At 45.2% G+C, this 25224-nt stretch carries 27 protein-coding genes and 1 pseudogene; 13 read left to right on the plus strand and 15 right to left on the minus strand.

Annotated elements, in window-relative coordinates:
• Positions 1–12: 12 nt before the first annotated feature.
• Complete coding sequence (pssA, locus tag V1499_RS12720) at positions 13–504, minus strand: CDP-diacylglycerol--serine O-phosphatidyltransferase (RefSeq protein WP_409270288.1); 492 nt, start codon at positions 502–504, stop codon at positions 13–15.
• Between the two features lie 173 nt (positions 505–677).
• Here pssA and V1499_RS12725 point away from each other — a divergent pair, with 173 nt between their 5' ends.
• From V1499_RS12725 to V1499_RS12735, 3 genes are all read left to right on the plus strand, one after another.
• On the plus strand, positions 678–1226 hold the full coding sequence (locus V1499_RS12725; RefSeq protein WP_409276292.1) for a D-glycero-alpha-D-manno-heptose-1,7-bisphosphate 7-phosphatase: 549 nt from the start codon (positions 678–680) through the stop codon (positions 1224–1226).
• Positions 1227–1265: 39 nt separating this feature from the next.
• Positions 1266–1514, plus strand: a complete 249-nt coding sequence (locus tag V1499_RS12730) for a sporulation protein (RefSeq protein WP_409276293.1) — start codon at positions 1266–1268, stop codon at positions 1512–1514.
• Between the two features lie 146 nt (positions 1515–1660).
• On the plus strand, positions 1661–2917 hold the full coding sequence (locus V1499_RS12735; RefSeq protein WP_409270289.1) for an erythromycin esterase family protein: 1257 nt from the start codon (positions 1661–1663) through the stop codon (positions 2915–2917).
• Between the two features lie 44 nt (positions 2918–2961).
• Here V1499_RS12735 and V1499_RS12740 read toward each other — a convergent pair whose 3' ends face one another.
• From V1499_RS12740 to V1499_RS12755, 4 genes and pseudogenes are all read right to left on the minus strand, one after another.
• Positions 2962–3561, minus strand: coding sequence for a hypothetical protein (locus V1499_RS12740; RefSeq protein WP_409270290.1), 600 nt, complete (start codon positions 3559–3561; stop codon positions 2962–2964).
• A gap of 101 nt (positions 3562–3662) precedes the next feature.
• Positions 3663–3833 (minus strand): annotated as a pseudogene (locus V1499_RS12745) (beta-eliminating lyase-related protein); the annotation flags it as partial.
• A gap of 97 nt (positions 3834–3930) precedes the next feature.
• Positions 3931–4581, minus strand: coding sequence for a potassium channel family protein (locus tag V1499_RS12750; protein WP_409270291.1), 651 nt, complete (start codon positions 4579–4581; stop codon positions 3931–3933).
• Between the two features lie 439 nt (positions 4582–5020).
• Positions 5021–5167: a lmo0937 family membrane protein gene (locus V1499_RS12755; protein ID WP_316569972.1), complete on the minus strand. Its 147-nt coding sequence runs from the start codon at positions 5165–5167 to the stop codon at positions 5021–5023.
• 234 nt (positions 5168–5401) lie between these two features.
• Here V1499_RS12755 and V1499_RS12760 point away from each other — a divergent pair, with 234 nt between their 5' ends.
• Positions 5402–6697 (plus strand): NarK family nitrate/nitrite MFS transporter, encoded by a 1296-nt coding sequence (locus V1499_RS12760; protein ID WP_409270292.1) that lies wholly within the window; start codon positions 5402–5404, stop codon positions 6695–6697.
• Positions 6698–6780: 83 nt separating this feature from the next.
• On the opposite strand, the gene V1499_RS12765 is transcribed toward V1499_RS12760, so the two are convergent.
• From V1499_RS12765 to V1499_RS12775, 3 genes are all read right to left on the minus strand, one after another.
• Positions 6781–7563: a LysM peptidoglycan-binding domain-containing protein gene (locus V1499_RS12765; protein ID WP_409270293.1), complete on the minus strand. Its 783-nt coding sequence runs from the start codon at positions 7561–7563 to the stop codon at positions 6781–6783.
• Between the two features lie 532 nt (positions 7564–8095).
• Positions 8096–10153 (minus strand): formate dehydrogenase subunit alpha, encoded by a 2058-nt coding sequence (gene fdhF, locus V1499_RS12770; protein ID WP_409270294.1) that lies wholly within the window; start codon positions 10151–10153, stop codon positions 8096–8098.
• Between the two features lie 183 nt (positions 10154–10336).
• Positions 10337–12880, minus strand: a complete 2544-nt coding sequence (locus tag V1499_RS12775; protein WP_409270295.1) for a PAS domain S-box protein — start codon at positions 12878–12880, stop codon at positions 10337–10339.
• A gap of 282 nt (positions 12881–13162) precedes the next feature.
• Between V1499_RS12775 and yhfH the strand changes: the two genes are divergently transcribed.
• From yhfH to V1499_RS12790, 3 genes are all read left to right on the plus strand, one after another.
• Positions 13163–13297: a protein YhfH gene (gene yhfH / locus V1499_RS12780; protein ID WP_409270296.1), complete on the plus strand. Its 135-nt coding sequence runs from the start codon at positions 13163–13165 to the stop codon at positions 13295–13297.
• A gap of 150 nt (positions 13298–13447) precedes the next feature.
• Positions 13448–13708, plus strand: coding sequence for a hypothetical protein (locus V1499_RS12785; protein WP_409270297.1), 261 nt, complete (start codon positions 13448–13450; stop codon positions 13706–13708).
• A gap of 56 nt (positions 13709–13764) precedes the next feature.
• Entirely contained in the window at positions 13765–13950 is a 186-nt protein-coding gene (locus V1499_RS12790) for a hypothetical protein (RefSeq protein WP_409270298.1), read from the plus strand.
• Between the two features lie 22 nt (positions 13951–13972).
• On the opposite strand, the gene V1499_RS12795 is transcribed toward V1499_RS12790, so the two are convergent.
• Positions 13973–14158, minus strand: coding sequence for a cold-inducible protein YdjO-related protein (locus V1499_RS12795; RefSeq protein ID WP_409270299.1), 186 nt, complete (start codon positions 14156–14158; stop codon positions 13973–13975).
• A gap of 190 nt (positions 14159–14348) precedes the next feature.
• Here V1499_RS12795 and V1499_RS12800 point away from each other — a divergent pair, with 190 nt between their 5' ends.
• On the plus strand, positions 14349–15047 hold the full coding sequence (locus tag V1499_RS12800; protein WP_409270300.1) for a Crp/Fnr family transcriptional regulator: 699 nt from the start codon (positions 14349–14351) through the stop codon (positions 15045–15047).
• 95 nt (positions 15048–15142) lie between these two features.
• Positions 15143–15745, plus strand: a complete 603-nt coding sequence (locus V1499_RS12805) for an SCO family protein (RefSeq protein WP_409270301.1) — start codon at positions 15143–15145, stop codon at positions 15743–15745.
• Positions 15746–15807: 62 nt separating this feature from the next.
• Here V1499_RS12805 and V1499_RS12810 read toward each other — a convergent pair whose 3' ends face one another.
• Entirely contained in the window at positions 15808–15942 is a 135-nt protein-coding gene (locus V1499_RS12810; protein ID WP_281272308.1) for a hypothetical protein, read from the minus strand.
• A gap of 241 nt (positions 15943–16183) precedes the next feature.
• Here V1499_RS12810 and V1499_RS12815 point away from each other — a divergent pair, with 241 nt between their 5' ends.
• Entirely contained in the window at positions 16184–17800 is a 1617-nt protein-coding gene (locus V1499_RS12815) for an ABC-F family ATP-binding cassette domain-containing protein (RefSeq protein WP_409270302.1), read from the plus strand.
• A 46-nt stretch (positions 17801–17846) separates the two neighbouring features.
• On the opposite strand, the gene V1499_RS12820 is transcribed toward V1499_RS12815, so the two are convergent.
• Complete coding sequence (locus V1499_RS12820) at positions 17847–18806, minus strand: nuclease-related domain-containing protein (protein ID WP_409270303.1); 960 nt, start codon at positions 18804–18806, stop codon at positions 17847–17849.
• Positions 18807–19212: 406 nt separating this feature from the next.
• Positions 19213–19344: a YuzL family protein gene (locus V1499_RS12825; protein WP_409270304.1), complete on the minus strand. Its 132-nt coding sequence runs from the start codon at positions 19342–19344 to the stop codon at positions 19213–19215.
• Between the two features lie 88 nt (positions 19345–19432).
• On the opposite strand from V1499_RS12825, the gene V1499_RS12830 reads away from it, so the two are divergent.
• The 3 genes from V1499_RS12830 to V1499_RS12840 all read left to right on the plus strand — a co-directional run bounded on the left by V1499_RS12830 (position 19433) and on the right by V1499_RS12840 (position 21224).
• Positions 19433–19675: a YkuS family protein gene (locus V1499_RS12830; RefSeq protein ID WP_409270305.1), complete on the plus strand. Its 243-nt coding sequence runs from the start codon at positions 19433–19435 to the stop codon at positions 19673–19675.
• A 131-nt stretch (positions 19676–19806) separates the two neighbouring features.
• On the plus strand, positions 19807–20454 hold the full coding sequence (gene modB, locus V1499_RS12835) for a molybdate ABC transporter permease subunit (RefSeq protein ID WP_409270306.1): 648 nt from the start codon (positions 19807–19809) through the stop codon (positions 20452–20454).
• Between the two features lie 71 nt (positions 20455–20525).
• Positions 20526–21224, plus strand: a complete 699-nt coding sequence (locus V1499_RS12840; RefSeq protein WP_409270307.1) for a DUF421 domain-containing protein — start codon at positions 20526–20528, stop codon at positions 21222–21224.
• Here V1499_RS12840 and V1499_RS12845 read toward each other — a convergent pair.
• Genes V1499_RS12845 through hutU form a run of 3 tightly spaced genes read right to left on the minus strand, consistent with a single transcriptional unit; the run spans position 21205 to position 25169 of the window.
• Positions 21205–22191, minus strand: a complete 987-nt coding sequence (locus V1499_RS12845; protein ID WP_409270308.1) for an agmatinase family protein — start codon at positions 22189–22191, stop codon at positions 21205–21207. The genes V1499_RS12840 and V1499_RS12845 overlap by 20 nt on opposite strands.
• A complete protein-coding gene (hutI, locus tag V1499_RS12850) occupies positions 22185–23459 on the minus strand; it encodes an imidazolonepropionase (protein WP_409270309.1) in 1275 nt (424 codons plus the stop codon). Before hutI ends, V1499_RS12845 begins: the two co-directional genes overlap by 7 nt.
• Positions 23460–23507: 48 nt before the next feature.
• The gene (gene hutU / locus V1499_RS12855) at positions 23508–25169 is read right to left on the minus strand and encodes a urocanate hydratase (protein WP_409270310.1); all 1662 of its coding nucleotides are present in this window, start codon (positions 25167–25169) and stop codon (positions 23508–23510) included.
• Positions 25170–25224 lie beyond the last annotated feature (55 nt).

Raw genomic sequence — 25224 nt, forward strand, 5'->3', positions numbered from 1 at the left:
GGATTGCCTCGTTTAAAATTTTTTAACCCGGATTGGGCTGACCATCAGGATGGCAAGGAGAATTGTTATATAAGCATTGCTATAATCAAAAAGTGCCATCCCCGCAATCACCATTCCGGCAAGCGGGATGGGTATTCCCATAAAATAGCCGACTGTTGGGCTTGCGCTGAATCGTGCAAGGCGGAGAGCCCCCATCGCCGCATAGAAGGTGAATGCAAAGGATGTAAGCATTGTATCTGGAGCAAGTGTATACACAAGCAATGCCGGCGCTACGCCAAAACTGACAATATCCGCCAGGGAATCAAGCTCTACTCCAACTTCACTATTCACGTTGAGCCTTCTAGCAATCCTTCCGTCTAATAGGTCCATGAGCGCGGAGGCAAAGATTAGGAGCGCCGATAACAAAATAAGGCCGTTCATATTCAAAATGATCGAGAAAACCCCGCAAAGCAAATTTGCAATCGTAAACCAGTTGGGCAAAGACCGGACAACTGGTGAAGGCATTGCCTCACCCCTTCCCACTTTGTTGTCGTTTCCTATCCCTCTAATTTCCCTAATTGGAGGACAAATATTCCACTTTTTGACGGAATACGGAATGCAATAATATATTGGCTTATGATTCCCGGTTTAACCGCCAAACCGAAAAGGAACAATAATAGTAAAGAAACAATGGCTACATTTTAAAAAGGGGCATTTTGAAAATGAAGAAAGCGGTTTTTTTGGACAGGGATGGAGTCCTCAATGAAGTTTTAACGAAGCGTGTAAAATTTGTCAATCATCCACGCCAGCTATTTCTATTGGACGGAGCGGCGGAAGCGGTTGCAGAACTTACCGAGGCAGGCTACCCCGTGTTCATTGTTACAAATCAGGGTGGTATCGGGCTTGGATTTATGACTGAGGAAAAACTGGAGAAAGTTCATAAACGGCTTACCTCGATGCTTAAGGAAAGAGGCGGCAAGGTCATCGATATCGCCTATTGTCCACATAAACCGGATGCAGGCTGCGGCTGCCGGAAACCTGAACCGGGTATGCTCGCCGCATTGGCAGAAAAGCATGGAATCAACCTAACGGAATCTGTAATGGTGGGAGACCATGAAAGGGATATCGAAGCCGGCAAAGCAGCCGGATGCAAAACGGTTTTTATCGGGACCGGTTTGACAAAAGCAGATGCAAGCGCCCCATCATTGGCTGCTGCCGTAAAGCCTATTTTATCCCTGCTCGAATAAAAGGAACACTAATCATTAGGAGGAAAGAATATGTCACAAATGGACCAATCTCTTGCTTATCTCAGGGAAATCCTCTCGAACTATACCGAAGGCCATTCCGAAGGCAAAAAGCTTTTTGATCTCCTGAAAAACGAGTACCAAACGGCAGAGCAATTCGCAGAGGATCTGGATGAAGGCGGAATTCAGTTTCTAAATTCGATCCTTCCCGAAGAAATTGACTATGCCTTAAACGAAAAAGATGAAGAGCGCGCTGGACAGCTTAATAAGGTGTATGAACAATTAATTTAGCATACATCTGGGAAATCTTTATTTCCCAGGCAAGCGCAAAGACTGACAAAAGGCGCTACTATACAAATTGTTGTTTCTGCATGAATTGACAATATACTTGTGATTACAACAACGTTTTCACCTTAAACCGGAAAGGAGGCTTTGATTTGGGAAATGAACTCAAGGAGTCGATTATGAAATGGTCGAGGCCAATAGAAGGACAAGATGCCTTGGATGAATTGGTAGATCAAGCCTCAAAAGCGAAGTTTGTCCTTCTTGGAGAGGCTTCCCATGGAACCTCCGAATTCTACTCGGTGCGCGCGGAACTTTCAAAAAAATTAATATCCGAACACGGATACAGATTCATAGCGGTTGAGGGAGACTGGCCGGCATGCCAGGCGATCAATTCATATATTAAAGATGATGAAAATAAAAGAAGCCCTGAGGAAGCCCTGAAGGTTTTTCATCGATGGCCTACCTGGATGTGGGCGAATAAGGAGATCGCCGAACTTGTTGGCTGGTTAAAGGACTATAACAAGACGGTACCGAATAATCAAAAAGTTGGATTTTACGGCCTTGATGTCTATAGCCTCTGGGAATCAATGGATGAAATCGTAAATTACCTAAAAAAGATAAACTCCCCTGACTTGCAGGCTGCAATCGATGCATTTTCCTGCTTCGAGCCTTTTAACCGCAGCAATGAAACGTATGCGATGTCCGCAGGCTATTTATCTGACGGGTGCAGGAGTGAAGTGGTCGAACTTCTGGCATCGATAAGGAAAAGCGTCCGGCAGGAAAAACTGGAACCTGAAAATGCTCTCAGCCTTGAGGTCAATGCACTAGTCGCCCGAAATGCCGAGCAATACTACAGGTTGATGGTTATGAGTGACGCGGGGTCCTGGAATACGCGTGATGCCCATATGGTCGAAACCCTGAATTCAATAATGAACTTCCATGGGAAAGACGCTAAGGCTATCGTGTGGGAGCACAATACGCATGTCGGCGACGCCCGGGCTACGGATATGCAAAGGGTAGGCATGGTTAATGTCGGCCAAATTGTTAGGGAACAGCATGGAACAAAAGATGTTTTCATTTGCGGATTCGGCACCCATCACGGGACTGTTATTGCGGCTGACCAGTGGGGAGCTCCCGTAAAAGTAATGGAAGTGCCCCCCGCCCAAGCCTTCAGTTGGGAGGATGAATTGTTCCAGGCGGGGGATGAGGACAAGCTGATAATTTTTACGGATGAAAACAGAAAAGAGTTTATAAAAGAAATTGGCCATAGGGCGATTGGCGTTGTTTATGATCCCCGTTTCGAACAATTCGGAAACTATGTGCCTTCTTCCATTTCGATGAGGTATGACGCATTCATATTTATAAGCCAAACAAACGCTCTTCGGCCGATTTTAATTGACGGCGGATAATGAAAACAAAAGAGGAATTCCCATATCGGAATTCCTCTCATTTTTCAATCCATTATAGGATCATCATAATTATCCGTAACCACTAGTTTAAAATGCTTTATTACCCCATCTATCCTCCATTGGCTTTCGGCCATGTCTGGCGTATAAGGTATCGATAGTTCTTCCCCATCCTTATTGATAAACTTGTATTGATCGAGACGGACGGAGCCGTTTGAATGGCGGTATACGATTTTTACTCGTTCCATATCCGTCCACGCGTATTTTTTCACGCCCAATCCAGCCAACTTATTGAAATATAGCCCTTCTTCTGTGGCAAAGTAATAATTGTCGACCGAGCCAATATAGACAGGTATGGTAAAGAGTTGGCTAGCAAGCAGGGCAATCCCCAGCTTTCTGCTCCCCCATTTCCACGCAGCCAGCAAATAGAAGGTGAACAATACAGCAGAAAGAAGCATTCCTGCCATGAACCCGATGTATGCACTTGGCGGGGTCTCAAAGAACCAATATTCACGCTTAAAAAAATACATGCTATGTATTGACGCAACAACAACGAAAGGGACAAAAAAACTGCTAATGTATAGAATAATTGTTATGGCAACCATTGTGACTTTTCGCTCATCACTTGACCTTGTATTGATAATCAAACCCACTTTCTCCCCAATCTTTTTTCTATTTTATGAAAGTCTTTCTATCGCTGAAATTGCGGTACGGATATCCTGCTCGCTTACCCCATAGTTGGTTACCAAACGGACGATGCCTTGGCCAAACGTTCCGCATAAGATCCCTTCCGCACAGTAGGGTCTTCCCCGTTTACATCATCGCCAACTTCAGCAAGGTAAGCCGCCTTCCTCATCTCTTCGGTCGGTTTTGTAACAGTGTCGCTTCTTAGATCAATAACGTGTGAGTTCCCCTTTATGTTAATTTTCTGTCTATACCTTATTTTACCCCATCCATCCTGATTATGGGAAAAAAAAAGAGCGGATGCCCTTTTAGCATCCGCTAAAACCCTTCTACTAAAGATTGGCAAACCGCTCAAGATCCCGGTTCCCGCCAATGACAACAAGTACATCGCCTTCCTCTATAATTTCATCAGGTGATGGGGAGATATTAATATTCCGTCCATGCCTGATGGCAATCACACTCAGATTGTACCTTGCCCGCAAATCCAGCTCCCTTAACGATTGGTTTGTCATCGATGCCGGTACCTTGATTTCTTCCACACTGTACTCCTTCGATAATTCAATAAAATTAAGGACATTTGGGGACAGAAGCATATGGGCAACCCTTTCACCCATGTCACGTTCTGGGAAAATGACCCAGTCGGCGCCAACTTTATCCAGCACCTGCCCCTGGAGCTTGTTGATTGCCTTGGCGATCACTTTCTTCACGCCCAGTTCTTTTAAAAGCAGGACGGTCAGAATGCTAGCCTGTATGTCATTTCCAATAGCTACTATAACGGTATCAAAATTTCTGATCCCTATTGATTTGAGTGCTTCAGGATCTGTGGAATCGGCGATGACGGCATGCGTGACAGCCGATTGCGCTTCTTCAACCCGTTCTTCGTTTATATCCACGCCAAGTACCTCCTGGCCGGCTCCAAATAAACTTCCAGCAAGGCTGATCCCGAATCTTCCCAAACCGATTACTGCATATTGTTTAACCAAATGCATGCACTCCTTACAATCTTCCTAGCCTATCATAATCTCCTACACGATAAAGTATAAATCCTATCCGTTAATTAATCGCAAGATCCATTTTCAACGATCTTGCTATGTCCAGCAAGCATGATGAATGAAATAAAGTTAGAAGCGACGATGGCAACCCGCGAAAGCCCAACCTTGGCAACGCAGGGCTGGCCTCGAATACATTCCTTTAAACTCCTTGCTTCTTCGGTTTGGTTTACCACACGGGGTACCTTTTTAATCATTAATCTGGCAATAAGATTGCCAAGAAAAATTTCAATTTAGATTTGACCCGTTTTTCCACCTACCCTCCTAGTATTCAAATTCTAAATGTATTTAATGCCGCAAATTTGCAAGCCTGTGTCAAAGGAAGTAAAAGCAAGATGCCGCATCCTGCCGGATGCGGCATCTTGCTTTCTTTCTAGCGCGTCGCTTTATTTTTAAAGAGGTTGAACAAAAAGACAATGACTGCCGCGACAAGTAGTAAATGAATTAGTCCTCCGGCAACTTCGAACACCAATCCGATGATCCAGAAAAGGACCAATAAGCCGATAATTGTCCATATCATAGCAATCTTCCTTTCTGTCTGTTATAAAACTAGTTTACCCGGACCGGGTCGGCTAAAAACAAAATCCCGTCCTTTTTCCGAAGATTTTACAACTTTATGAACTCATCCCCGTTTTCACAAATCCTTCAAAAACCGAGTGACAAACATCACATTTCTGATGGTAACATCACCTTATGATTACATTGTCAGTACCAACATAGTGTTAATTGGATTATACCAAAGGGGGAAATTTGCATGGCGAGAATAACGAATTGGAATCCTGAAAACGAGGATTTTTGGAAAAAGGAAGGTAAGAAACATGCGAGGAGGAATTTGTGGATTTCGGTCCCTTCACTCATGCTCGCATTCATCGTCTGGCAAATCTGGTCGGTGGTAGCGGTGCGGCTGAATGATATCGGCTTTCAATTCACCGAAGAACAATTGTTCACGCTGGCCGCAATACCCGGGCTAGTAGGTGCCACATTGCGCTTTGTTTATACGTTCGCTGTCGGTAAATTCGGGGGCAGGAATTGGACGGTCATTTCAACCGCAGTTCTTGCAATCCCGGCTATCGGAATCGGATTCGCTGTGCAAAATCCCGATACGCCATTTGGTGTCATGCTTTTATTGGCTGCGCTTTGCGGACTTGGTGGCGGTAACTTCTCATCCTCAACCGCAAACATTTCCTTCTTCTTTCCTAAAAAAGAAAAAGGAACAGCGCTTGGCATAAACGGCGGTCTTGGCAACATGGGCGTTTCCGTTGTCCAGTTTATTACCCCGCTTATAATCGCATCTGGCACCTTCGCCCTGATTGGCGGCTCACAAACATTGCCGGACGGATCTCAGGTATACTTGCAAAACGCCGCATTCATCTGGGTCATTCCAATTGCGATCTTGACAATCGCCGCCTATTTCGGAATGGATAACCTTCCAGCTGCGAAACAATCGGTATCCGATCAGTTTGTTATTGTAAAAAGAAAGCATACATGGATTATGACCGTTCTCTATATTGCAACATTTGGTTCATTTATCGGCTATTCAGCGGCGTTCCCGCTCCTATTGAGATCACAGTTCCCTGAGCATGTATCTCTTGCTTTCCTTGGCGCTCTTCTTGCAGCTTCTGCAAGGCCGGTCGGCGGCTGGATTGCTGATAAGCTTGGCGGCGCGATAGTTACAGCTTATGTCTTAATCGTCCAGGCGATCGGGGCTGGAGGAGTCATTTTCTTCCTCGGCCAAAAACAATTCTCGGGATTCCTGGCTTCCTTCCTGGTGCTATTCGTCGCATCCGGGATCGGATCCGGCTCGACGTTCCAAATGATCCCTGGCATTTTCATACCGAAGGAAGCCGCTCCTGTACTCGGTTTCACTGCTGCGTTTGCGGCTTACGGCTCATTCTTTATTCCAAAATTATTCGGATGGTCCGTGAATACGACCGGTACTCCAGTAACAGCGTTTTACTTCTTTATTGTTTTCTACGTTATCTCTTTCATATTGAACTGGTTCTACTATCAGAGAAAGAGCGCTGTTCTCGCTTTAAAACAGGCTTCCTAATTAGGCGAACATAGCAAAAAGCCGGGCAACACTGCCCGGCTTTTTGATTTTAGAAAAAAACCGCCTCTCGGCGGTTTCATTATTTAATCAAGTATTTTGACTTTAACACTCTTGACGCCCCACTTCAAAGCTGCATCACGTGATGGAATGAAAACATCAATTTTATTTCCTTTAATTGCTCCGCCAGTGTCGCCGGCTACAGCATAGCCGTATCCTTCAACATATACTTTGGAGCCGAGTGGAATAACCGATGGGTCAACGGATATCACTTTTGCCCCAGGATTACTCTTAAGGTCTATGCCAGTAGCAGTGATACCGCTGCATCCATTGCAGGACGCCGTATAGGCTGTCGCTGTTACGACAAGTTCCTGGCCACTCGTTTGTGGCGCGGCTGTACGAGTTTCCTTTTTATCCGCAGCCGAAGCAGAAACAGGTTGCGCTGCCGGAGCCGGAGCTGCCTTTTTTACAGCGGCTGGCTGTTGCGCTTGTGGAGGCTCAGCTGATGCAGTACTAGATTCTTCGATGGCAAGCTGCATCCCCGGATGGATTAAATCACCTTTCAGGTCGTTCCAATTAATAAGGTCTTGAAGGTCAACATTGTGGGATGAAGCAATTCCCCATAATGTATCGCCGATTTTAACCTCGTATATACGTTTTGGAAAAATATTCAGCGTTTCTCCGGCATAAATGGTTTCAGCCTCCAGGCCGTTCCACGCTTTAATGTTTTCGATGCTTGTATTATGTACTTCAGCAAGCCCCCAAAGCGTATCTCCTTTTTTGACAACAATTTCTTCCGCCTGTGTGCTGGCTGCAAATGTACCGGAAATTGCTGCCGCGATCATAAAGCTCCCTAACGTTTTCTTCAATTCCCTGTACCTCCTAGTTGTTATATCAAACTCACAATGTTCATGTTATCATGAAAAAACCAAATCCCAAGAACAGTCGGATGATATTTTAGTAACAAGAATGACTAAAACTTTACGTTAAGGTAACCAATTGAAACAATTTTCTGAAAACAATCAAATTTAAGGGTGAATATACCAAGTATGGAAGCGGACGGTAGGATTTCAGTTGAAAAAGCCAAATTCCGAGGGCGGGCAGCAGAAATTTTCAATGTAATAGAGTAGAGGAAAAATTGAATTAAAAAAAGATTCCGGATTGGTCTTTTGTTTACGTTTTCACGAAGAACAAAATGCGCAAGCGCCTTGGTCAGCCCCGACAAGCATAAGACGGGGCCCGCAGGACGGGCCTGCCCTCCGGAGGGAACCGGCTTATGACCTCGAGGGGCTAGGCGCTGGAGCTGGATTACAATAACTTATTTCGAGTTATCCACAAGGTTTCATTTTAAAATTTCCTAAAGAACCAAAAAGGGGCAGATTCCTCTGCCCCCACTTTTTCCTACACTGGCTGAATGGCGACAGCGCAGGCTTTGTATTCAGCTGTTCCCGAAATAGGGTCATACTCGTTCAAGGTCAAAATGTTCGTTGGCGTTTCATGCCAATGGAAGCTCATGAACACAAGGCCCGGTACAACCTGCTCGGTTATTTTGCACTTTACGGTCAATTCACCGCGACGGGATGAAACACGGACGACATCTCCATCGGCGATTCCAAGCTTCGTAGCATCCTCTGGATGGATATCGATTGTCTCTTCGGTCTGTTTAATTTTTACTCCGGAAGCATAGTAGCGCGTTTGCGTATGGGTATTGTACGATTCATACCGCCTACCAGTCGTGAGGGTAAAGGGATACTCCTCATCCGGAAGCTCAAGTGGTTCGGTATAATCGACAGGTACGAATGGAGCCTTCCTTTCAGGCTCTGAATCAGAATGGAACCGCTCATGCATGACGAATGTTCCCGGATGGTTCTCATCTGGGCATGGGTAATGGATTGAATACTCCTGTTCAAGCCTCTCATAGGAGATGCCGCCATACATTTCCCAGGCGAGCTTCCGGACCTCATTCCAAATCTCTTCGCTTGAATTGTAACTCATTGGGTAACCCATCATCGTGGATAGTTCACAAAGGATTTCCCAATCTTCCTTCGTATCTGGATGGCCGTCTACGGCCTTGCGGGTCCGTTGGATTCTCCTGTCGGTGTTTGTAAAAGTCCCATCCACCTCACCCCATGAACGGGCTGGCAGGACAACATCCGCGAGTTCGGCTGTTTCAGTCAGGAAAATATCCTGGACAATGAGCAAATCCAGCTTTTCTAAAAGCTTTCGAGTATGGTTCATATGGACATCCGCAAGAAGCGGGTTCTCTCCAATAACATAGAGGGCCTTAATTCCGCCGTCCTCAATCCGGTCGAAAGTCCTAGTTTGAGTGTCGCCAGCCTGTGGATTCAGCCTGACCCCCCACTCGTTTTCATACCTTTCCCTATAAGCGGCATTCACGAGGCTCATGGCTCCGGGCAGCTGATTTGGCAGGCAGCCCATGTCACCTGCTCCCTGGACATTGTTTTGCCCTCGCAAAGGCATGATGCCGCTGCCTTCCTTGCCGATATTCCCTGTCAAAAGGGCAAGGTTAGCAATATCAAACACATTGTTCACTCCGCAATGATGTTCCGTAATTCCAAGCGTATAGGCGATCATCGCTCCGTTAGCTGATGCATATTCCTTCGCAGTCGCGACAATATCTTCTGCGGGAACACCCGTTATGGAAGCGGAATACTCAGGTGTATACATTTCAACCCTTTTTTGCAATACTTCAAAATCTTCTGTATGCCTTCCGATAAAATCCTCGCTATAGAGCCCTTCCTTAAGGATGACATGAAGAAAGGCATTGATTAGCGCGATATCCGATCCTACATTGATTTGCAGATGGCGGTGGGCTGATTTCACCATATCGATTTTGCGTGGATCAATGACAATCATTTTCAAGCCGGATTTTACAGCCTTTTTAATCCGGTTCGCAATGATGGGATGAGCCTCGCTCGTGTTCGAGCCCATTAGCAATAAAACTTCGGCTTTTTCGAAATCTTCCAGGGTGTTTGTTGGGAAACCGCTTCCAAACACAGTTGCCAGACCGGCAACACTCGGAGCGTGTCAGGTTCGGTTACAGCCATCAATATTGTTGCTGCCTATTACAGTCCTCATGAATTTCTGCGTAATGTAGTTCGATTCATTCGTTGTCCTCGCGCATGCAAACATGGAAATGGATTCAGGCCCCCACTCCGATTTGATGGAGCCAAGCTTATTAGCGATAAAGCCTAATGCCTCATCCCAGGTTGCCTTGACCAACTGCCCGCCTTTTCTTATAAGCGGTGAACTCAATCGATTTGGCGCATGTACATATTCATAGGCAAACGAGCCCTTAACGCATGTTTGCCCTTTATTGACAGGCGCGTCCTTGTCGCCGCGAATTTTTACAATCCTATTATCTTGAACTTCGACAACGAGGCCGCAGCCGGTACCGCAATATCCACAGACGGTTTTTACAAGGTTTTGGATTCCCATTCAGATCCCTCCATTTTTAACATAGAACCTTATATAAACATATTAATTCATTTCCCTTGCCGCTTGGGCAAAATTGATGGGGATATTTTGTCATCTTTATGAAAAATACCAAAAGATATGAAAGCGGTTTCAACATTGTTTGAAGAGAAAGGGGATGGCCTAGCCATTCCCCCTTGAGAAAAATCACGCAGTTTTTGCTGGAAGGACAATATTGAACGTTGTCCCTTTATTGGGCTCGCTTTCCACAAACACCTTCCCGTTGTGGCTTTCAATTATCTTGAAGCTTACCATGAGGCCAAGCCCGTTTCCGTTTTTCTTTGTTGTGTAGAATGGTTCGCCGAGTTTTTTAAGTTTCTCCTCAGGGATACCTACTCCCGTATCCTGGATCGCGATTTGCACCTGGTTATCCTGGATGCTCGTTTTTACATGGAGTTCCCCGCCATTCGGCATTGCCTCAATTCCATTTTTAACAAAATTAAGGAAAACTTGTTTCAGCCTATTTTCATCACATTCGATCTGGATAATATCATGCGAATTGTCGAAAAATAGCTTGACGTTCTTTTTGCGTGCTTCAAATTCAAGCAGCGACAGGACAGTACTGATGACTGGAACAACGTTTTTCTCCTCCAGTTCCACTGCCTTCGGTTTTGCGAGCACCATGAAGTCTTCGACAATCCCATTCACCCGTTCAATTTCATCTAAGATGATATTTAAAAATTCCAGCCTTTCAGGGTCTCGTTCATCCAGTTGCAGGAATTCTGCGTATCCCCTCATTGAGGTAAGTGGATTTCTGATTTCGTGGGCTACGCCTGCTGCAAGCTGGCCAACAGCGGCAAGCTTATCCTGCCTGTGCAGCATTTCCTCTGTCTTCTTCCGTTCTGTGATATCATTGCGGATTGCCACATACTGATAAGGTCTCCCTTTCTCGTCAAGGAACGGTACAATCGTCGTGTCTACCCAATAGAAAGAGCCGTCTTTGGCCCGGTTCCTGATTTCGCCTTTCCAAACATTTCCCTGGCCGATTGTCCGCCAGAGGTCTTTGAAAAACTCTTTTGGATGGAGTCCCGAGTTTAGGAGATTGTGGTCCTGCCCAATCAGTTCCTCCCTTGAATATTTGGAAATTACACAGAAATTATCATTCACGCTGATAATTTTTCCTCGTGCATCCGTAATCGCTACGATAGATGACTCGTCGAGAGCGAATTTATAATCGCTGATTTCCTTAAGGGAGTTTTTCAGATTCTGCTCGGCGGTCTTTCTATTCGTGATGTCCGACCGGATTGCAATATATTGATACGGCTTTCCCTTTTTATTCAGGAACGGAACGATGGTCGTGTCGACCCAATAAAGCTTTCCGTCCTTTGCCCTGTTGCAGATTTCCCCTTTCCAAACCTTTCCGCTGCCGATAGTCCTCCACAAATCCATAAAAAATTCCTTTGGATGTGTTCCGGAGTTCAATATCCGGTGATCTTGGCCAATCAGCTCTTCACGGCTGTAGTTGGAGATTTCACAGAATTTGTCGTTCACACTCATGATTATGCCTCTTGAATCGGTGATTGCCACAATTGATGATTGGTTAAGAGCAAACGTAATATCACTGATTTCTTTATGCCGTTCCAGAAGCTCTTCTTCCGCCTTCTTACGGTCGGTGATATCCGAGCGAATTGAGACGTATTGATAAGGTTTTCCCTTTGAATCAAGAAAAGGGACAATCGTCGTATCAACCCAATAAAGGGAACCATCTTTTGCCTTATTGCATACCTCTCCGTGCCAAATTTCCCCTGCCTGGACAGTGTCCCACAGATCCTTGAAAAATTCCTTGGAATGGTAGCCGGAGTTCATCAAGCGATGGTTTTTCCCGATTATTTCTTCCTTGGTATATTTCGTTATTTCAAGAAATTTGTCATTAACATCAATTAAATTTCCGTCATTATCGGTAATGCCGACAATCGCCGATGCATCGAGCGCTGCCAATATATCCTTCAAATGGCTGTCAGCTGCCGCGAGCTTTTTGCTAATTAGGGTACTTGAAATAATCAATCCGCCAAAAATCAAAAAGGAAACAAAAAGGACAAGGTAGAAAATAAATGAGTCATCCGGAATTAGCGTTTTTTGGGCCACAGGTGCTTCTCCAATGCTTGATGCCCGCTTTAACAGGAAATGGCCTTGGGCAACAGCGGCGGTAATGATCCCGGCACTTACAGGTTTCAGCCAGGCCGAATTTCCCTTATTAAAATTTTTCGAATAAAACAACATCCAGAGCGAAAATAAAAATGAGCAAAAAATCAATAAACCGGAAACGATAAAAATGATTGGATTAAAGCCGATGCTGATTTTCATCGAATACATGCCAATGATATGGATTGAAAAAACCGCCATCGTCAAAAATAGGCTGCCAAATAAGATGCTGCTTAATTTAACTTTGTTGACCGTTAATGAAACAAACGCCATACCGGTCAGCGAAATGCCAATGACCATCGAGAGCAGGGTAAGCGGAATCTGGTAAGTTGCAAATCTATTCATGTCCTCCGATAAAAGTCCAAGGAAATTCATCACCCAAATCCCGATTCCCATCGAAAAGGTTCCGCCAATAAATAAAAAACCTTTATTTTTTTTTGAAGATTGGATAAGGGTAAACATATCCAATGCTGTATAGGAAGCCATCATCGTTAAGGCGATTGCGAAAATGAGCAAAACAGGACTGAACGTCAAATTTTCCATTGTCAAGTACCAACCCCAGTTTTTTTGACATTTATAATACAATTGTAATAGAAAGTTCACATTTAAGGAAGCACAAAAGGAGAATTTAATAAAGCATCCGATTGAATCTTACCAAATACCTCTATTTTTTCCTATATTCATAGTAAATTTTATATAGAAAAAGTCTATTTTCCTGTTTCCCAACATCTTTGTCCAAAAAAAAGTGTCACCAAATCCAAAAACATGATTAAACTGTATTATAAAAGGGAATAAATCACCAATCTGTCATATAAAAGGAGAGTTCATACAATGCTGGTCAATCCAATCGAATTTTTCCGCAATCTTCCGCAGAAGGAATGTGCAATGTGCGGGTGCGCCATCCAGGAGCAGGCGGAATCCTATCTATGTGAATGTGATTCCTGTCGTACAAAACAGAAGGATTAAGGTAGGCCTTCCAATTGCGGAGGAAGGCAATTCGCCTTATAAAAATGGCCGGCTTCGCTTAATGAATGCGGAACCGGCCATTTAATGCTGTTTAAAAATCCCTTATGATGTTTAAATAATACTAAAACCATCTTAAAGGGAGATTTTTTTATGAGGCTCGTTAGCTGGGCTTATACTAAGAAATACAATATAAAAGCAATGTTCGATCAGTTCCCCTTCTCACCTGTCATTTTCAGGCAAATAAAGGAGTACTATTTTATTTATACGGTCAAGTGGAATCCAGCCGACCCACCGGTAAGACGGACCGATCTTGAGGAAATGGAAATGCTCTTAAATATTGAACTTGGTACTTTTAAGGGCTACCAACAAAGGAAAGCCTTTCACCCACACGCCAAAACAAGCCATTCATGACATGGGAATAAAAAAAGCTCCCTACGTAAATGCTTATCTCCAAGGAGCTGAACAAAATGGAGAAAAACACAAAGTACACTGCCCCCGCAATTAAAAAACCGTCGTTTACCGTTGAAACAGGCGACACGTTCCCAAATCCCGAAAGCATCCCGGGTGACTCGGTCGACGAGCACAAGCAGATTGAAGAGGCGAACGCACTATTGAGAGGCGATGAAATCAGGCAGCAGAATGAAAACCTTTAAAGAGAGCTGGAGCCAGCTCTTTTTACATTTTTGGCAAATCCCTCAACTGCGCATCCATTGAGCTTCCACACATAGGGCATAGAAGATCGTCCGAAACAAAATTCTTCCTCATCCAGCCAATGCAGCTGTCATCGCTGCATGAGTATATTTCAGTGCTGACCAATTGTTCTTCTTCCTTTTCATTCGAAAGCCGTTTCCCAAAAAACATGTTGTTCCCTCCTCCTAACGAATATCCTTCCTGTGAAGAGTTGCGCCCCTTAGTATGCGCCAATCTCCTCTTATTATTAATACACCACTTAATCGTTCTTATTTTTGTAAAAAAGCTTCGGTTGTTGTGATGTATTGATGAGATAAAATGAAAAAAAGGAACAGCCATTTTTTCGAAACGGGTGAGAACAGTGAACGAAAATGGTAAACCCTCTCTTTCTTATGAATTGAATGAACTTCTTAAATCGGCGAACAGAGCTTTCGACTGCCCAAAAGGCGCCTACTTATTCAGGGAAGGCCAGGAAGCAAACGAGGTATACGTAATTCTTTCAGGAAAGGTCCAAATCTTAAAAATCAATCCATTCGGACAAGAACTGCTTCTCAGGCTATCAGGGACAAATGATATTGTTGGGGAACTTACCCTCTTCACCATTGATCCCAAATACATATTCAGCGCGCGGGTTGTCGAGGACTCAAGGATTGCCGCCTTGAACATTAGCGACCTTGAGCGGGCTTTTTTCCAAAACAGCAAACTTGCCCTGGAGTTTTTAAAATGGATGAACGACCACATGCGCAAAACGATGACAAAGTTCAAGGACCTTGTCCTTTATGGCAAAAAGGGCGCCCTCTATTCCACCCTAATCAGGCTATCGAACAGTTATGGGGCTGTTAGCGAGGATGGCATCACAATCGATGTGCCGTTAACAACCCAGGATTTGGCCAATTTTTGCGGAACGGCAAGGGAAATCGTGAGCCGAATGCTTTCCGATTTAAAGAAGATGGGAATTATCAGCATCCGGAAAAGGAAGATTGTTATCCATGATATCGGCTATTTGAAAAAGGAAAACCATTGCGACAACTGCCCAATCGAGTATTGCAATGTTGACTAATTAAGAAATTATTAGAAAAAATGCTTGTTCACAAATTATCCATATGCATTTAGGGGAAACTCCTTTATCTTTGGTAAAGGGAGGGAATTTTTCTCATGAAAAAAATGATTATTGTTTGCGCAATTGCGATAGCATTGGGGATTGTCGGCGGTATCAGTTTCTTTAAAGCCAGGGATGCAATGGCAAAAATTCCGGATGATGTGGAATTGGTTACCCATGAAAACAAAGCTTACCGTTTCGGCGAGGATAAAACCAAAATCAAGCTGATAGAATTTATCTATACTCACTGTCCGGATGTCTGCCCTACTACAACGCAGAAAATGGCCGCTTTGAAAAAAGACCTGGAAGAAAAGGGCGTTTTTGGCGACAAGGTTGAATTCATCACCATTACTATCGATCCATACCGAGATACCCCTGAGGTAATGACCAAGTATATGGACACGTTCGAAATAACAAATGACGGAAATTGGATTTTCCTTACAGGCGACAAAAACAATTTAAAAAATAGCCACGAACAAATCAGGAAAGCGGCCGAACCGTTCCAATTCCAATACAAGGATCCGGGCAACGGATTTTTCATTCATACGACATTTACGTATTTAGTGGATGAAAACAACAAATTCATCAAAAAATTCCCCATGGGGAAAGAATTTGACCGGAATGATGTCTTGAACACGATTCTGGATGAACTAAATTAAATTCAAATGAAAAGCGGGCACCCTTACAGCGAAGGGTACCCGCTTTTGACGTAACTTTTAAATTAGTTGACCGAAGAAGGAGTTTTGTTCAAATGCTGCAGGTTTGATAAATAATCAGCTTTCGGTTTTGTAATGCTTGCTTTAATCCCCGATTTCCTTAACTTTTTGACCAATTCGGTAATTTTTTGCTTAGCCATACGGTTCACCTTCTCTTCCCGGCATTTCCATAAGTCAATTTTACACTAAAAATATGAATAAAGTGTGAAAATATTATAAAATTTCAAGAAAAAAATTTAAGTAACATTTGTTTGGTCGATTCCTTATACCCTCTGAACCGGGCACAAAAACTCCATTTCCAAAATTAGACCATTTTAAAGTGTTAGCACCCTTCTAATAATCATGGTATAATTTTGTAGATTATGTCTATTGGAGGATGCTATGATAACAGTCAGTAATGTAAGCTTACGGTACGGAGATAGAAAATTATTCGAGGATGTTAACATAAAATTCACCCCAGGGAACTGCTATGGATTGATTGGCGCCAATGGAGCGGGCAAATCAACGTTCCTCAAGATTCTATCAGGTGAAATCGAATCCCAAACAGGTACAGTACACCTTGGCCCCGGCGAAAGGATGGCTGTCTTAAAACAGAACCACTTTGAATACGAGGAGCATGAAGTCCTGAAGACGGTTATTATGGGCCATACTCGCCTATACGAAGTCATGCAGGAGAAGGATGCCATTTATATGAAAGAAGATTTCAGCGATGAAGACGGCATGCGCGCAGCTGAACTCGAAGGCGAATTCGCGGAGCTGAACGGCTGGGAGGCTGAGTCTGAAGCGGCAATTCTCCTGAAAGGCCTTGGCATTGATGAATCCCTTCATGATAAAAAAATGGCGGAGCTTTCCGGTTCGGAAAAAGTGAAGGTCCTGCTTGCCCAGGCTTTATTCGGCCAGCCGGATGGCCTTCTTCTAGATGAGCCGACGAACCACCTCGACATTAAAGCCATTCAATGGCTCGAGGAGTTCCTGATTAATTTTGAAAACACAGTCATCGTTGTTTCCCATGACAGGTATTTCTTGAATAAGGTTTGTACCCATATCGCCGACCTCGATTTCGGCAAAATCCAAATTTATGTAGGAAACTACGATTTCTGGTACGAATCCAGCCAGTTAGCCAGCAGGATGGCGCACGATCAAAACAAGAAGAAGGAAGAAAAAATCAAGGAATTGCAAGCCTTCATTGCGCGCTTTAGCGCCAACGCGTCAAAATCGAAGCAAGCGACTTCCCGTAAAAAACTCCTTGATAAAATTTCTCTGGATGACATTAAGCCTTCTTCGCGTAAATACCCATATGTGGGCTTTACTCCTGAAAGGGAAATCGGGAACGACCTCCTTATGGTGGAAGGCTTGACAAAAACGATTGATGGCGTAAAAGTCCTTGATAATATCAGCTTTACGATGAACAAGGATGACAAAATTGCTTTGGTCGGTACGAATGAATTGGCTAAAACAACCCTTTTCAAAATATTGATGGGTGAAATGGAGCCGGATGCAGGATCCTTTAAATGGGGAATCACGACTTCGCAGGCTTATTTCCCGAAGGATAACTCAATCTTTTTCGAGAACAGCGACCTGAATCTTGTCGATTGGCTCCGCCAATTCTCACCGAAGGATGACAGCGAAAGCTTCCTGCGCGGCTTCCTTGGAAGGATGCTCTTCTCGGGTGAAGAGGTACTCAAAAAAGCTAGCGTCCTTTCCGGTGGCGAAAAGGTACGTTGCATGCTATCCAAAATGATGCTTTCAGGCGCGAATGTGCTTCTTCTTGACGAACCGACAAACCACCTTGATCTCGAATCCATCACTTCATTGAACAACGGTTTGATCAACTTTAAAGGCTCTGTCCTATTTGCTTCGCATGACCACCAATTCATCCAGACGATTGCGAACCGCATCTTTGAATTGACGCCATCCGGCCTGGTCGATAAGCAGATGACGTACGACGAATACCTGGAAAACAAAGACATTCAGGAACAGGTCGCGAAAATGTATTAAACTTTTAAAACAGGGGCATTTAGCTCCTGTTTTTTTGTTTGGGGTGCTATTGCAATTTTAGTGAATATGACCTGCTCCGTGTGTTGCCCTCTTTGTGTAGATTCATGCCCGTTAGCAGTTTATTTGCCAGTTTAACTGAAGTTATTCCCAGTAAGTCACGGCATTCCCGGTTTGTTATCCGGTTACCTTTAACAAGTAAATGATCAGTAATAACTTCTACATGGGCAGCTTTTGAATTTGCAAAACAATTAACGCAGTGCCATAAACCCCTCACTCTGACCATTGGCCTGAAGCCGCAATTTGTGCAAGCGATATATTTTAGTAGTTCGTCGTGCTTAAGTTTATAAAAACCCATAATATTAATTGGCTGAGGTGAATGCGCCTTTTTAAAGGCTTTGGCAATCTTTTTAAGTTCTTTTTCAGTAAGCAGCTCTTTTTTATACCGCTTGGATAGCTCCATGACTTTTAACGGAAGGCTTTTGTCCGTGCCGACATGCCTCGCTGTTTCATAGTTGCTGCACCTTATGACAGCCCGAGGGTTACTGATAATGGCGAGGTGTTCTATCGGAATTTCATTGATTTTTCTATCCTCGAGCCATCCTCTCAGCTGTATACAGTGGTTTAACGCCTGGATAAGTGGATTATCCGCACCCGTTACTGTTTCATGGCGGGAAACAGTAAGCTGGCCGGTCTCATTGTTGAAGAACAGTTCCCCTTCAAGGCTTTTAATTTCAATAATCAGGAAGAACCTTGCAGTTAGGATGAGGGTATCGCTTTGAAAACGGAGTTTTTTGTGGACAAGGGTTAAATCATGGAGGATAAGAAATTCCTTTTGGTCGAGTAGGCTGGCATAGTAATCGGAACTTTTTTCACCTTTGTATCCTTTTTGGCGGTATTTCAAGTTTCGGCGGATATCAGGGATTAATCGGTGGTCTTGGGGCAACAAACGGAGGAGGGCTTCGAGGCATTGGATCCAAATTGGAACCCCGCGGGCTTTTATTAGCAAAAAAACAACTCCTTTCATTCTATTTCGCTTTATTTCTTCTCGAAATGGGGATTGTTCTCCTTCATATATTGAAGAATGTTGAAAAATAGACACGATTTTAACATTAAATGTAAAAAGTAGGCTGTTTTTTAATATAGGCAGTTCGCAAAATACCAAAAATTTTTTTATTCGCCCCCAATTTCATTTCTTTCACCCCATTTTTCAAATCATTCGCCCCATTTTTTTATCCATTTGCCTTTATCTAAATTCTCAGAAAACCAGAAAGCAATTTATCAACGTAAATACATTGTATACAGGTTTTCTTTTCTAAAAAAATCATCAAAGTTTTTCCACCCAAACTTTACAAAACCCCCTTTAATAAAAAAGACAGAACCCTATCCAAAAGAGTTCCGCCTCAACAAATAGACTATGACCGCTTCTGCTTATTCCTGGACGAGGGGGCTTTCTTGCTGCCGGTTTCCCTGTCCGTGGTTCCCTGCCCTTCCACCTCGGATGAATTCAGCCCAATTGTGGATGGATCCTGCTTTCGTTTTCCCATTTCATTACACCTCCCATCCTTTAGGGTGAGCCCTGCCGCATCATTTATTCAAAAATGGGAAAGATATGGGCGAAGGAGGTGTGGATTTATGGCAAAAATAGGTGTGGAACAGTCCCTTGGCAATGTCCAGCAAGCCTTGAGGGAACGGGGACATGACGTGATTGAACTGAAGCAGGAGTCGGATGCCGCTGACTGTGCGTGCTGTGTAATTACCGGCCTTGACTCTAACATGATGGGGATGCAAGATACGGTGACACAGGCTCCTGTTATCGAGGCGAACGGCCTTTCGGCGGAAGAAGTTTGCAACCTTGTTGAAAACAGGATCGGTTAACCAGATTATTTTTCAAGTGACAGGACCGCTTTTCTTTGTTAAATTAAGACTGTCTTTCCATACCGGTCCGGGATATGGGAAGACAAGTCGCCCTTAAGGCGGTACTACATATGTGACTGGATGGAACAGATTTGGTTAATTCTATTATTCTCTCAATTCAAACGGCCTCTATCGCCCTTGGCCTAGCTTTTCCGCTCGGGGTTTTACTTGCGAGGATAATGGCTGGCAAAAGATTCCGCGGGCAAACTGCCGTGGAAACGTTTTTCTTGCTCCCCGTCGTCCTTCCCCCGACCGTTGTCGGGTTTTTGCTTATTGTCCTTTTTGGAAAGCATGGCCCTATCGGCTCTTTGATTGAAGGGATTTTCGGTCATCCTATCATGTTTACACCGTGGGCGGCGGCGCTTGCTTCGACCGTTGTCGCATTTCCGTTAATGTACCAGTCGGCAAAAGCAGGCTTTGAATCCATCAATCCAGAAATTGAAGAAGCCGCCAAAATGGATGGGGCGGGAAAATGGAGGACGTTTATACATATTACCATGCCCCTTTCCGCAAAAGCCTTAATCACCGGTGGGATTTTAAGTTTTGCCCGGGCGCTTGGGGAATTCGGTGCTACCCTTATGTTTGCCGGGAATATTCCCGGGAAAACACAGACGGCTCCGATTGCGATTTATATGGCCATGGAATCCGGCAGAACAGATGAAGCATGGTTGCTGGTTGCATTACTGATCATCATTTCATTTATCATGCTCTATCTTTCTTCCTTTTTAAAAAGCAAATAGAGGCTGCATAATTCCTTCGAGACATGGAAAACTACACCCGCCATCTAAACCAATTGTTGGGAAGTGCTTTTGTGGAAGAGATTGCTTCATCCATCTTGAGAACGGCTGTTTCATTTATCCTATTGCTCTTCATCCTCGCCTTGTACGGCAGGCAAATCAACGCGCACAAGAACCATTTTAATATGGCGATGGCCATTACCGCCGGATCGCTTGTGTCGAATATGGGCTTTAATGTAAACTTGAAATTTTTCCCGATGCTTTGCTCATTCGGTACACTTGTTATCCTGTATTATCTTGCAGCTATTGGTACGTATCGGTCCCCATTTTTCTATAAAATTCTTTCCGGCCCCTCGTCCATCCTGATTCAGGATGGAAAAATCAATGAGAGGAACCTGGCAAGCGTAAAAATGGCAAAACAGGGGTTATACCAGCAATTGAGGGAGAATGGCATCTTTGCGGTTTCTGAAGTCAAAAAAGCCATACTCGAGCCGAACGGGATTCTTTCAATCGAAAAAAAAGCCCCCCTCGATAAGGGGAGCGACGCATACCCAATTCCGGAATACATTCTGAAAGGCGTTCAGATGCCGGCCGAAATGATTCGTGATGGAGCCTGCCTGTACCGGACGTATCATGGCCAATTCATCTCCTGGTTTGAAGGCTACCTATATGCAAAAGGCTTGGAAGCCAAGAATATCCGGTACGCTGTCATTTCCACTGAGGGCGTTCTTTTCCTCGTTCCGTATTCAGACGTCAGCTCCCCCGATTCCTGAGTCCCGTCAAAAATGTCAGGAAAGTATAAACTCCTGTTTTAACCGTTGCCTGCGCGGGCGTATCCTTCGTTGGATCGAGGCAGACAATGTCCATGGCCACAACCTTCTCTGAAAGGCCCGCTTCATAAACAGCCTCGAATAATTCATGCGAAGCCATCCCCCCCGGGGTCGACGCGGGGACTCCCTGTGCGAAAGCAATGTCGAGGACATCCATGTCGACAGTTACGTAAATGCAATCAACCCTGGATGAAAGTTCAGCAACCGCCTTCTGAACCGTTTCCGCAATCCCTTTCCTCCGAGCTTCACGCAACGTAATGCAGTTGACTCCATGTTCTTTTGCATATGACAAAAGAGTCTGTCCGTTAAAGAACCCGTGCAGACCGATATTAAAAACATTACTCCCCTTAATTACCCCGTTTTCAATTAAAAAGCGGATAGGGGTCCCATTCGTCGGACCGTGGTCAGCAATATCCCTTAAATCAAGGTGGGTATCGAATTGCAGAACGCCTATTTCTTTATCGGGATGGGCGGCTTTCAGGCCGGATATGAGCCTGGCTGTGACAGAATGGTCACCGCCTATGGATACCGGAAAGGCATCCGGAAGTTCTACCCGTAGGGACTTCATCGCCTGGGTAATTTTCTCATGCGATTTTGCTATATCGGTAAAATGCATTTTCACATTGCCGACATCAAGAACCTTCATCCGAGCCAGCTCTGTCCCATAATCAAGATTGTAAGTTGAAAATCCGCCCCATGCCCGCCGGAAGGCTTCAGGGAATTCGGATGCGCCTGAAACCGAAATTGACGAGCGGGAAAGCGGAACCCCCATCACTGCAATATCCCAACCGCTTTCATTAAAAGCGTAATCCGCACTCGCCTGGGAGATCCAGTCCTTTACCTTTGGGTCTTTTGCCTGCTCATCCTTCCGCCAAGCTAACTGAGCGGGTTCCAGAAAATCTCTTAACACAACACTCCATCCTTTACTACAATTTCCCCATTTTTTATGACGGTATCCGTATGATTCATTCCGTAGTTGTATTGAAGCCTTTTATAATTCGGTACATTCGCAATCAGGATATCCGCCTGTTTTCCTGTCTCAATGCTGCCTACCCTGTCTGACCGGCCAATCGCATGGGCTGCGTTAATCGTCGCGGCTGTGATAACTTCCTCTGGCGACATGCCCATCCTCAGGCAGGCAAGATTCATGATTAGCGGCATCGACACTGTTGGGGAAGAGCCTGGATTAAAATCAGTTGATAAAGCTACAGCAACACCCGAATCAATCATTTTCCTGCCATTCGCGCTTTCAGCCATTAGGAAAAACGCCGTACCTGGCAAAAGGACGCCCATTACGCCTTTTTCCGCCATCCTGTCGATTCCTGTTTGCGAAGCCTTCAGTAAATGGTCCGCGGAAATCGCGCCAACTTCGGCAGCAAGTTCAGCCCCCTCATATGGCTCAATTTCGTCGGCATGGATTTTCGGAGTCAGGCCGAATTTCTTTCCTGCTTCAAGGAGCCGCATTGACTGTTCAGGGGTAAAAACCCCACGCTCGCAAAACACATCGTTGAATTCGGCAAGCCCTTCCGCCGCGACTTTTGGCAGCATTTCATCAATGATTAAGTCGATAAACTTGTCGGGGTCGCCTTTATATTCGGCCGGGATGGCATGCGCGCCCATGAATGTACTAACAACATCCACTGCATGAGCTTCATTTAATTTTTTCGCAACAAGGAGCTGCTTGTATTCCGTTTCCCAATCGAGTCCGTAGCCGCTTTTCGCCTCAACCGTCGTCACACCGTGCAAAAGGAAAGAATCAAGCTTTTTCATTCCTTCGCTAAAAAGCTCTTCCTCGGAAGCGGCCCTGGTCCTTGAAGTTGTGGCATGGATTCCGCCGCCACTTTCCATAATTTCCATATAGGTCGCGCCCTTCAGGCGCATCCCAAACTCATCTTCCCTGCTTCCCGCATGGACTAGATGGGTATGCGGGTCGACGAGGCCGGGAAGGACAATCTTCCCGGACGCATCTATAATGTCAGCCTCATCCAACTGGCCGCCAGCCTTCTCTTTCACTTCCTCATAAGTGCCAACCGCCGCGACTTTCCCGTCGGTTAGGAGGACAGCACCATTTTCAATAATCGAGAGATTGGCCATCTCGCCGCGGGTGGCGGGTTTCTCTGAAAATCCTTTTACAGTAATCACCTGTGAGGCGTTTTTTATAAAAATTGTTTTCGACATACACGCATTTCCCCTTTTCCTACTAGTTGCCCTTCAATCAGCAAGGGGCTAGTCTATCATAGGAATGTTAAGCCCATTCTTCCTAGCAGCGTCGACTGCCAAATCGTACCCCGCGTCGACATGTCGTACAATGCCCATTCCAGGGTCGGTCGTCAGAACGCGTTCGAGCCTCTGCTCGGCCTCTTTTGTTCCATCCGCTACGATTACCATTCCGGCATGCAGGGAGTAGCCCATGCCGACGCCGCCCCCATGATGGACCGATACCCAGCTAGCACCGCCAACCGCGTTGATCATCGCGTTCAAAATCGGCCAGTCCGCAACCGCATCGCTTCCATCCGCCATCCCTTCCGTTTCCCTGTTCGGGGAAGCAACCGATCCGGAATCAAGATGGTCCCTTCCGATGACGATTGGCGCTTTCAGTTCGCCGCTCGCGACCATATCGTTGATGATTTTTCCAAAGCGCGCCCTCTCTCCGTAACCTAGCCAGCAAATCCTAGAAGGCAGTCCCTGGAACTGGATTTTTTCTCTTGCCATCCTTATCCAGTTGCAAAGATGCTCGTTGTCCGCGAATTCACGCAGGATGACTTCATCCGTCTTATAAATATCCTCAGGATCGCCCGACAGCGCCACCCAGCGGAACGGTCCCTTCCCCTCACAGAATAAAGGCCTGATGTACGCAGGTACAAATCCCGGGAAATCAAAAGCATTTTCAACCCCTGCATCCTTCGCGACCTGCCTGATGTTGTTTCCGTAATCAAAGGTTATCGCGCCCTTTTTCTGCATCTCAAGCATTGCCCTTACATGCGCCGCCATGCTCTCACAAGACTTTTTCACATAGCCATCCGGGTCGTTTTCACGGAATTGGGCTGCTTCTTCCAGCGAGTAGCCCACCGGTATATAGCCATTGAGAGGATCATGCGCGGATGTTTGGTCGGTGAGGACATCAGGAATAAAGCCTAACTCAAGCATTTTCGGTAATATTTCAGCCGCATTCCCTTCCAACCCGATTGAAAGCGCCTGCCCCTGATGTTTCGCTTCCTTTGCCTTAAAAAGAGCGTCCTCAAGCGAATCGGCGACAACGTCCAGGTACCTGGTTTCAATCCTGCGCTGAATGTGGTGGATATCCGTATCAATCGCCAAACTAACCCCTCCATTTAACGTTACCGCCAATGGCTGGGCGCCGCCCATTCCGCCCAGTCCGGCAGTTAACGTAATCGTATGTTTCAGGCTGCCCGAGAAATGTTGCCTGGCAAGCTCGGCAAATGTCTCATACGTTCCTTGGACAATCCCCTGGCTTCCTATGTATATCCAGCTACCCGCGGTCATTTGGCCGTACATCATGAGACCCTTTTTGTCGAGTTCATGGAATGTGTCCCAATTAGCCCAGGCTGGAACTAGATTCGAATTTGCGATAAGGACCCTTGGAGCGTCTGTGTGTGATTTAAAAACGGCCACAGGCTTTCCCGACTGAATCAGCAGAGTTTCATCGCTCTCGAGTTTCTTCAAAGCTGAGACTATCGCATTAAAGCAATCCCAATTCCTCGCCGCTTTGCCAATCCCTCCGTACACAACCAGCTCATCAGGATTTTCGGCCACTTCCTCATCCAGATTGTTCATCAACAACCTGAGGGCGGCTTCCTGAATCCACCCTTTCGTATTAAGTTCGGAACCTCTGTACCTTACAACCTTGCTTTTTGTTTCCGCTTTCATTTTTGCTTCCTCCTCCCGCTTGGCTGAACTTCATTCCTTTATCAAGGGGGTTAAG

Source organism: Neobacillus oceani, assembly GCF_046237595.1.
GTDB lineage: Bacteria > Bacillota > Bacilli > Bacillales > Cytobacillaceae > Bacillus_D > Bacillus_D oceani.

What these genes read in the sequence shown, in the direction of transcription:
- V1499_RS12815 (WP_409270302.1), top strand. Translation starts at nt 16,184, where the DNA reads ATGATAACAGTCAGTAATGTAAGCTTACGGTACGGAGATAGAAAATTA.
- pssA (WP_409270288.1), bottom strand. Translation starts at nt 504, where the DNA reads ATGCCTTCACCAGTTGTCCGGTCTTTGCCCAACTGGTTTACGATTGCA.
- V1499_RS12790 (WP_409270298.1), top strand. Translation starts at nt 13,765, where the DNA reads ATGGAGAAAAACACAAAGTACACTGCCCCCGCAATTAAAAAACCGTCG.
- V1499_RS12760 (WP_409270292.1), top strand. Translation starts at nt 5,402, where the DNA reads ATGGCGAGAATAACGAATTGGAATCCTGAAAACGAGGATTTTTGGAAA.
- V1499_RS12805 (WP_409270301.1), top strand. Translation starts at nt 15,143, where the DNA reads ATGAAAAAAATGATTATTGTTTGCGCAATTGCGATAGCATTGGGGATT.
- V1499_RS12795 (WP_409270299.1), bottom strand. Translation starts at nt 14,158, where the DNA reads ATGTTTTTTGGGAAACGGCTTTCGAATGAAAAGGAAGAAGAACAATTG.
- yhfH (WP_409270296.1), top strand. Translation starts at nt 13,163, where the DNA reads ATGCTGGTCAATCCAATCGAATTTTTCCGCAATCTTCCGCAGAAGGAA.
- hutU (WP_409270310.1), bottom strand. Translation starts at nt 25,169, where the DNA reads ATGAAAGCGGAAACAAAAAGCAAGGTTGTAAGGTACAGAGGTTCCGAA.
- V1499_RS12730 (WP_409276293.1), top strand. Translation starts at nt 1,266, where the DNA reads ATGGACCAATCTCTTGCTTATCTCAGGGAAATCCTCTCGAACTATACC.
- V1499_RS12825 (WP_409270304.1), bottom strand. Translation starts at nt 19,344, where the DNA reads ATGGGAAAACGAAAGCAGGATCCATCCACAATTGGGCTGAATTCATCC.
- V1499_RS12785 (WP_409270297.1), top strand. Translation starts at nt 13,448, where the DNA reads ATGAGGCTCGTTAGCTGGGCTTATACTAAGAAATACAATATAAAAGCA.
- V1499_RS12810 (WP_281272308.1), bottom strand. Translation starts at nt 15,942, where the DNA reads ATGGCTAAGCAAAAAATTACCGAATTGGTCAAAAAGTTAAGGAAATCG.
- hutI (WP_409270309.1), bottom strand. Translation starts at nt 23,459, where the DNA reads ATGTCGAAAACAATTTTTATAAAAAACGCCTCACAGGTGATTACTGTA.
- V1499_RS12830 (WP_409270305.1), top strand. Translation starts at nt 19,433, where the DNA reads ATGGCAAAAATAGGTGTGGAACAGTCCCTTGGCAATGTCCAGCAAGCC.
- V1499_RS12755 (WP_316569972.1), bottom strand. Translation starts at nt 5,167, where the DNA reads ATGATATGGACAATTATCGGCTTATTGGTCCTTTTCTGGATCATCGGA.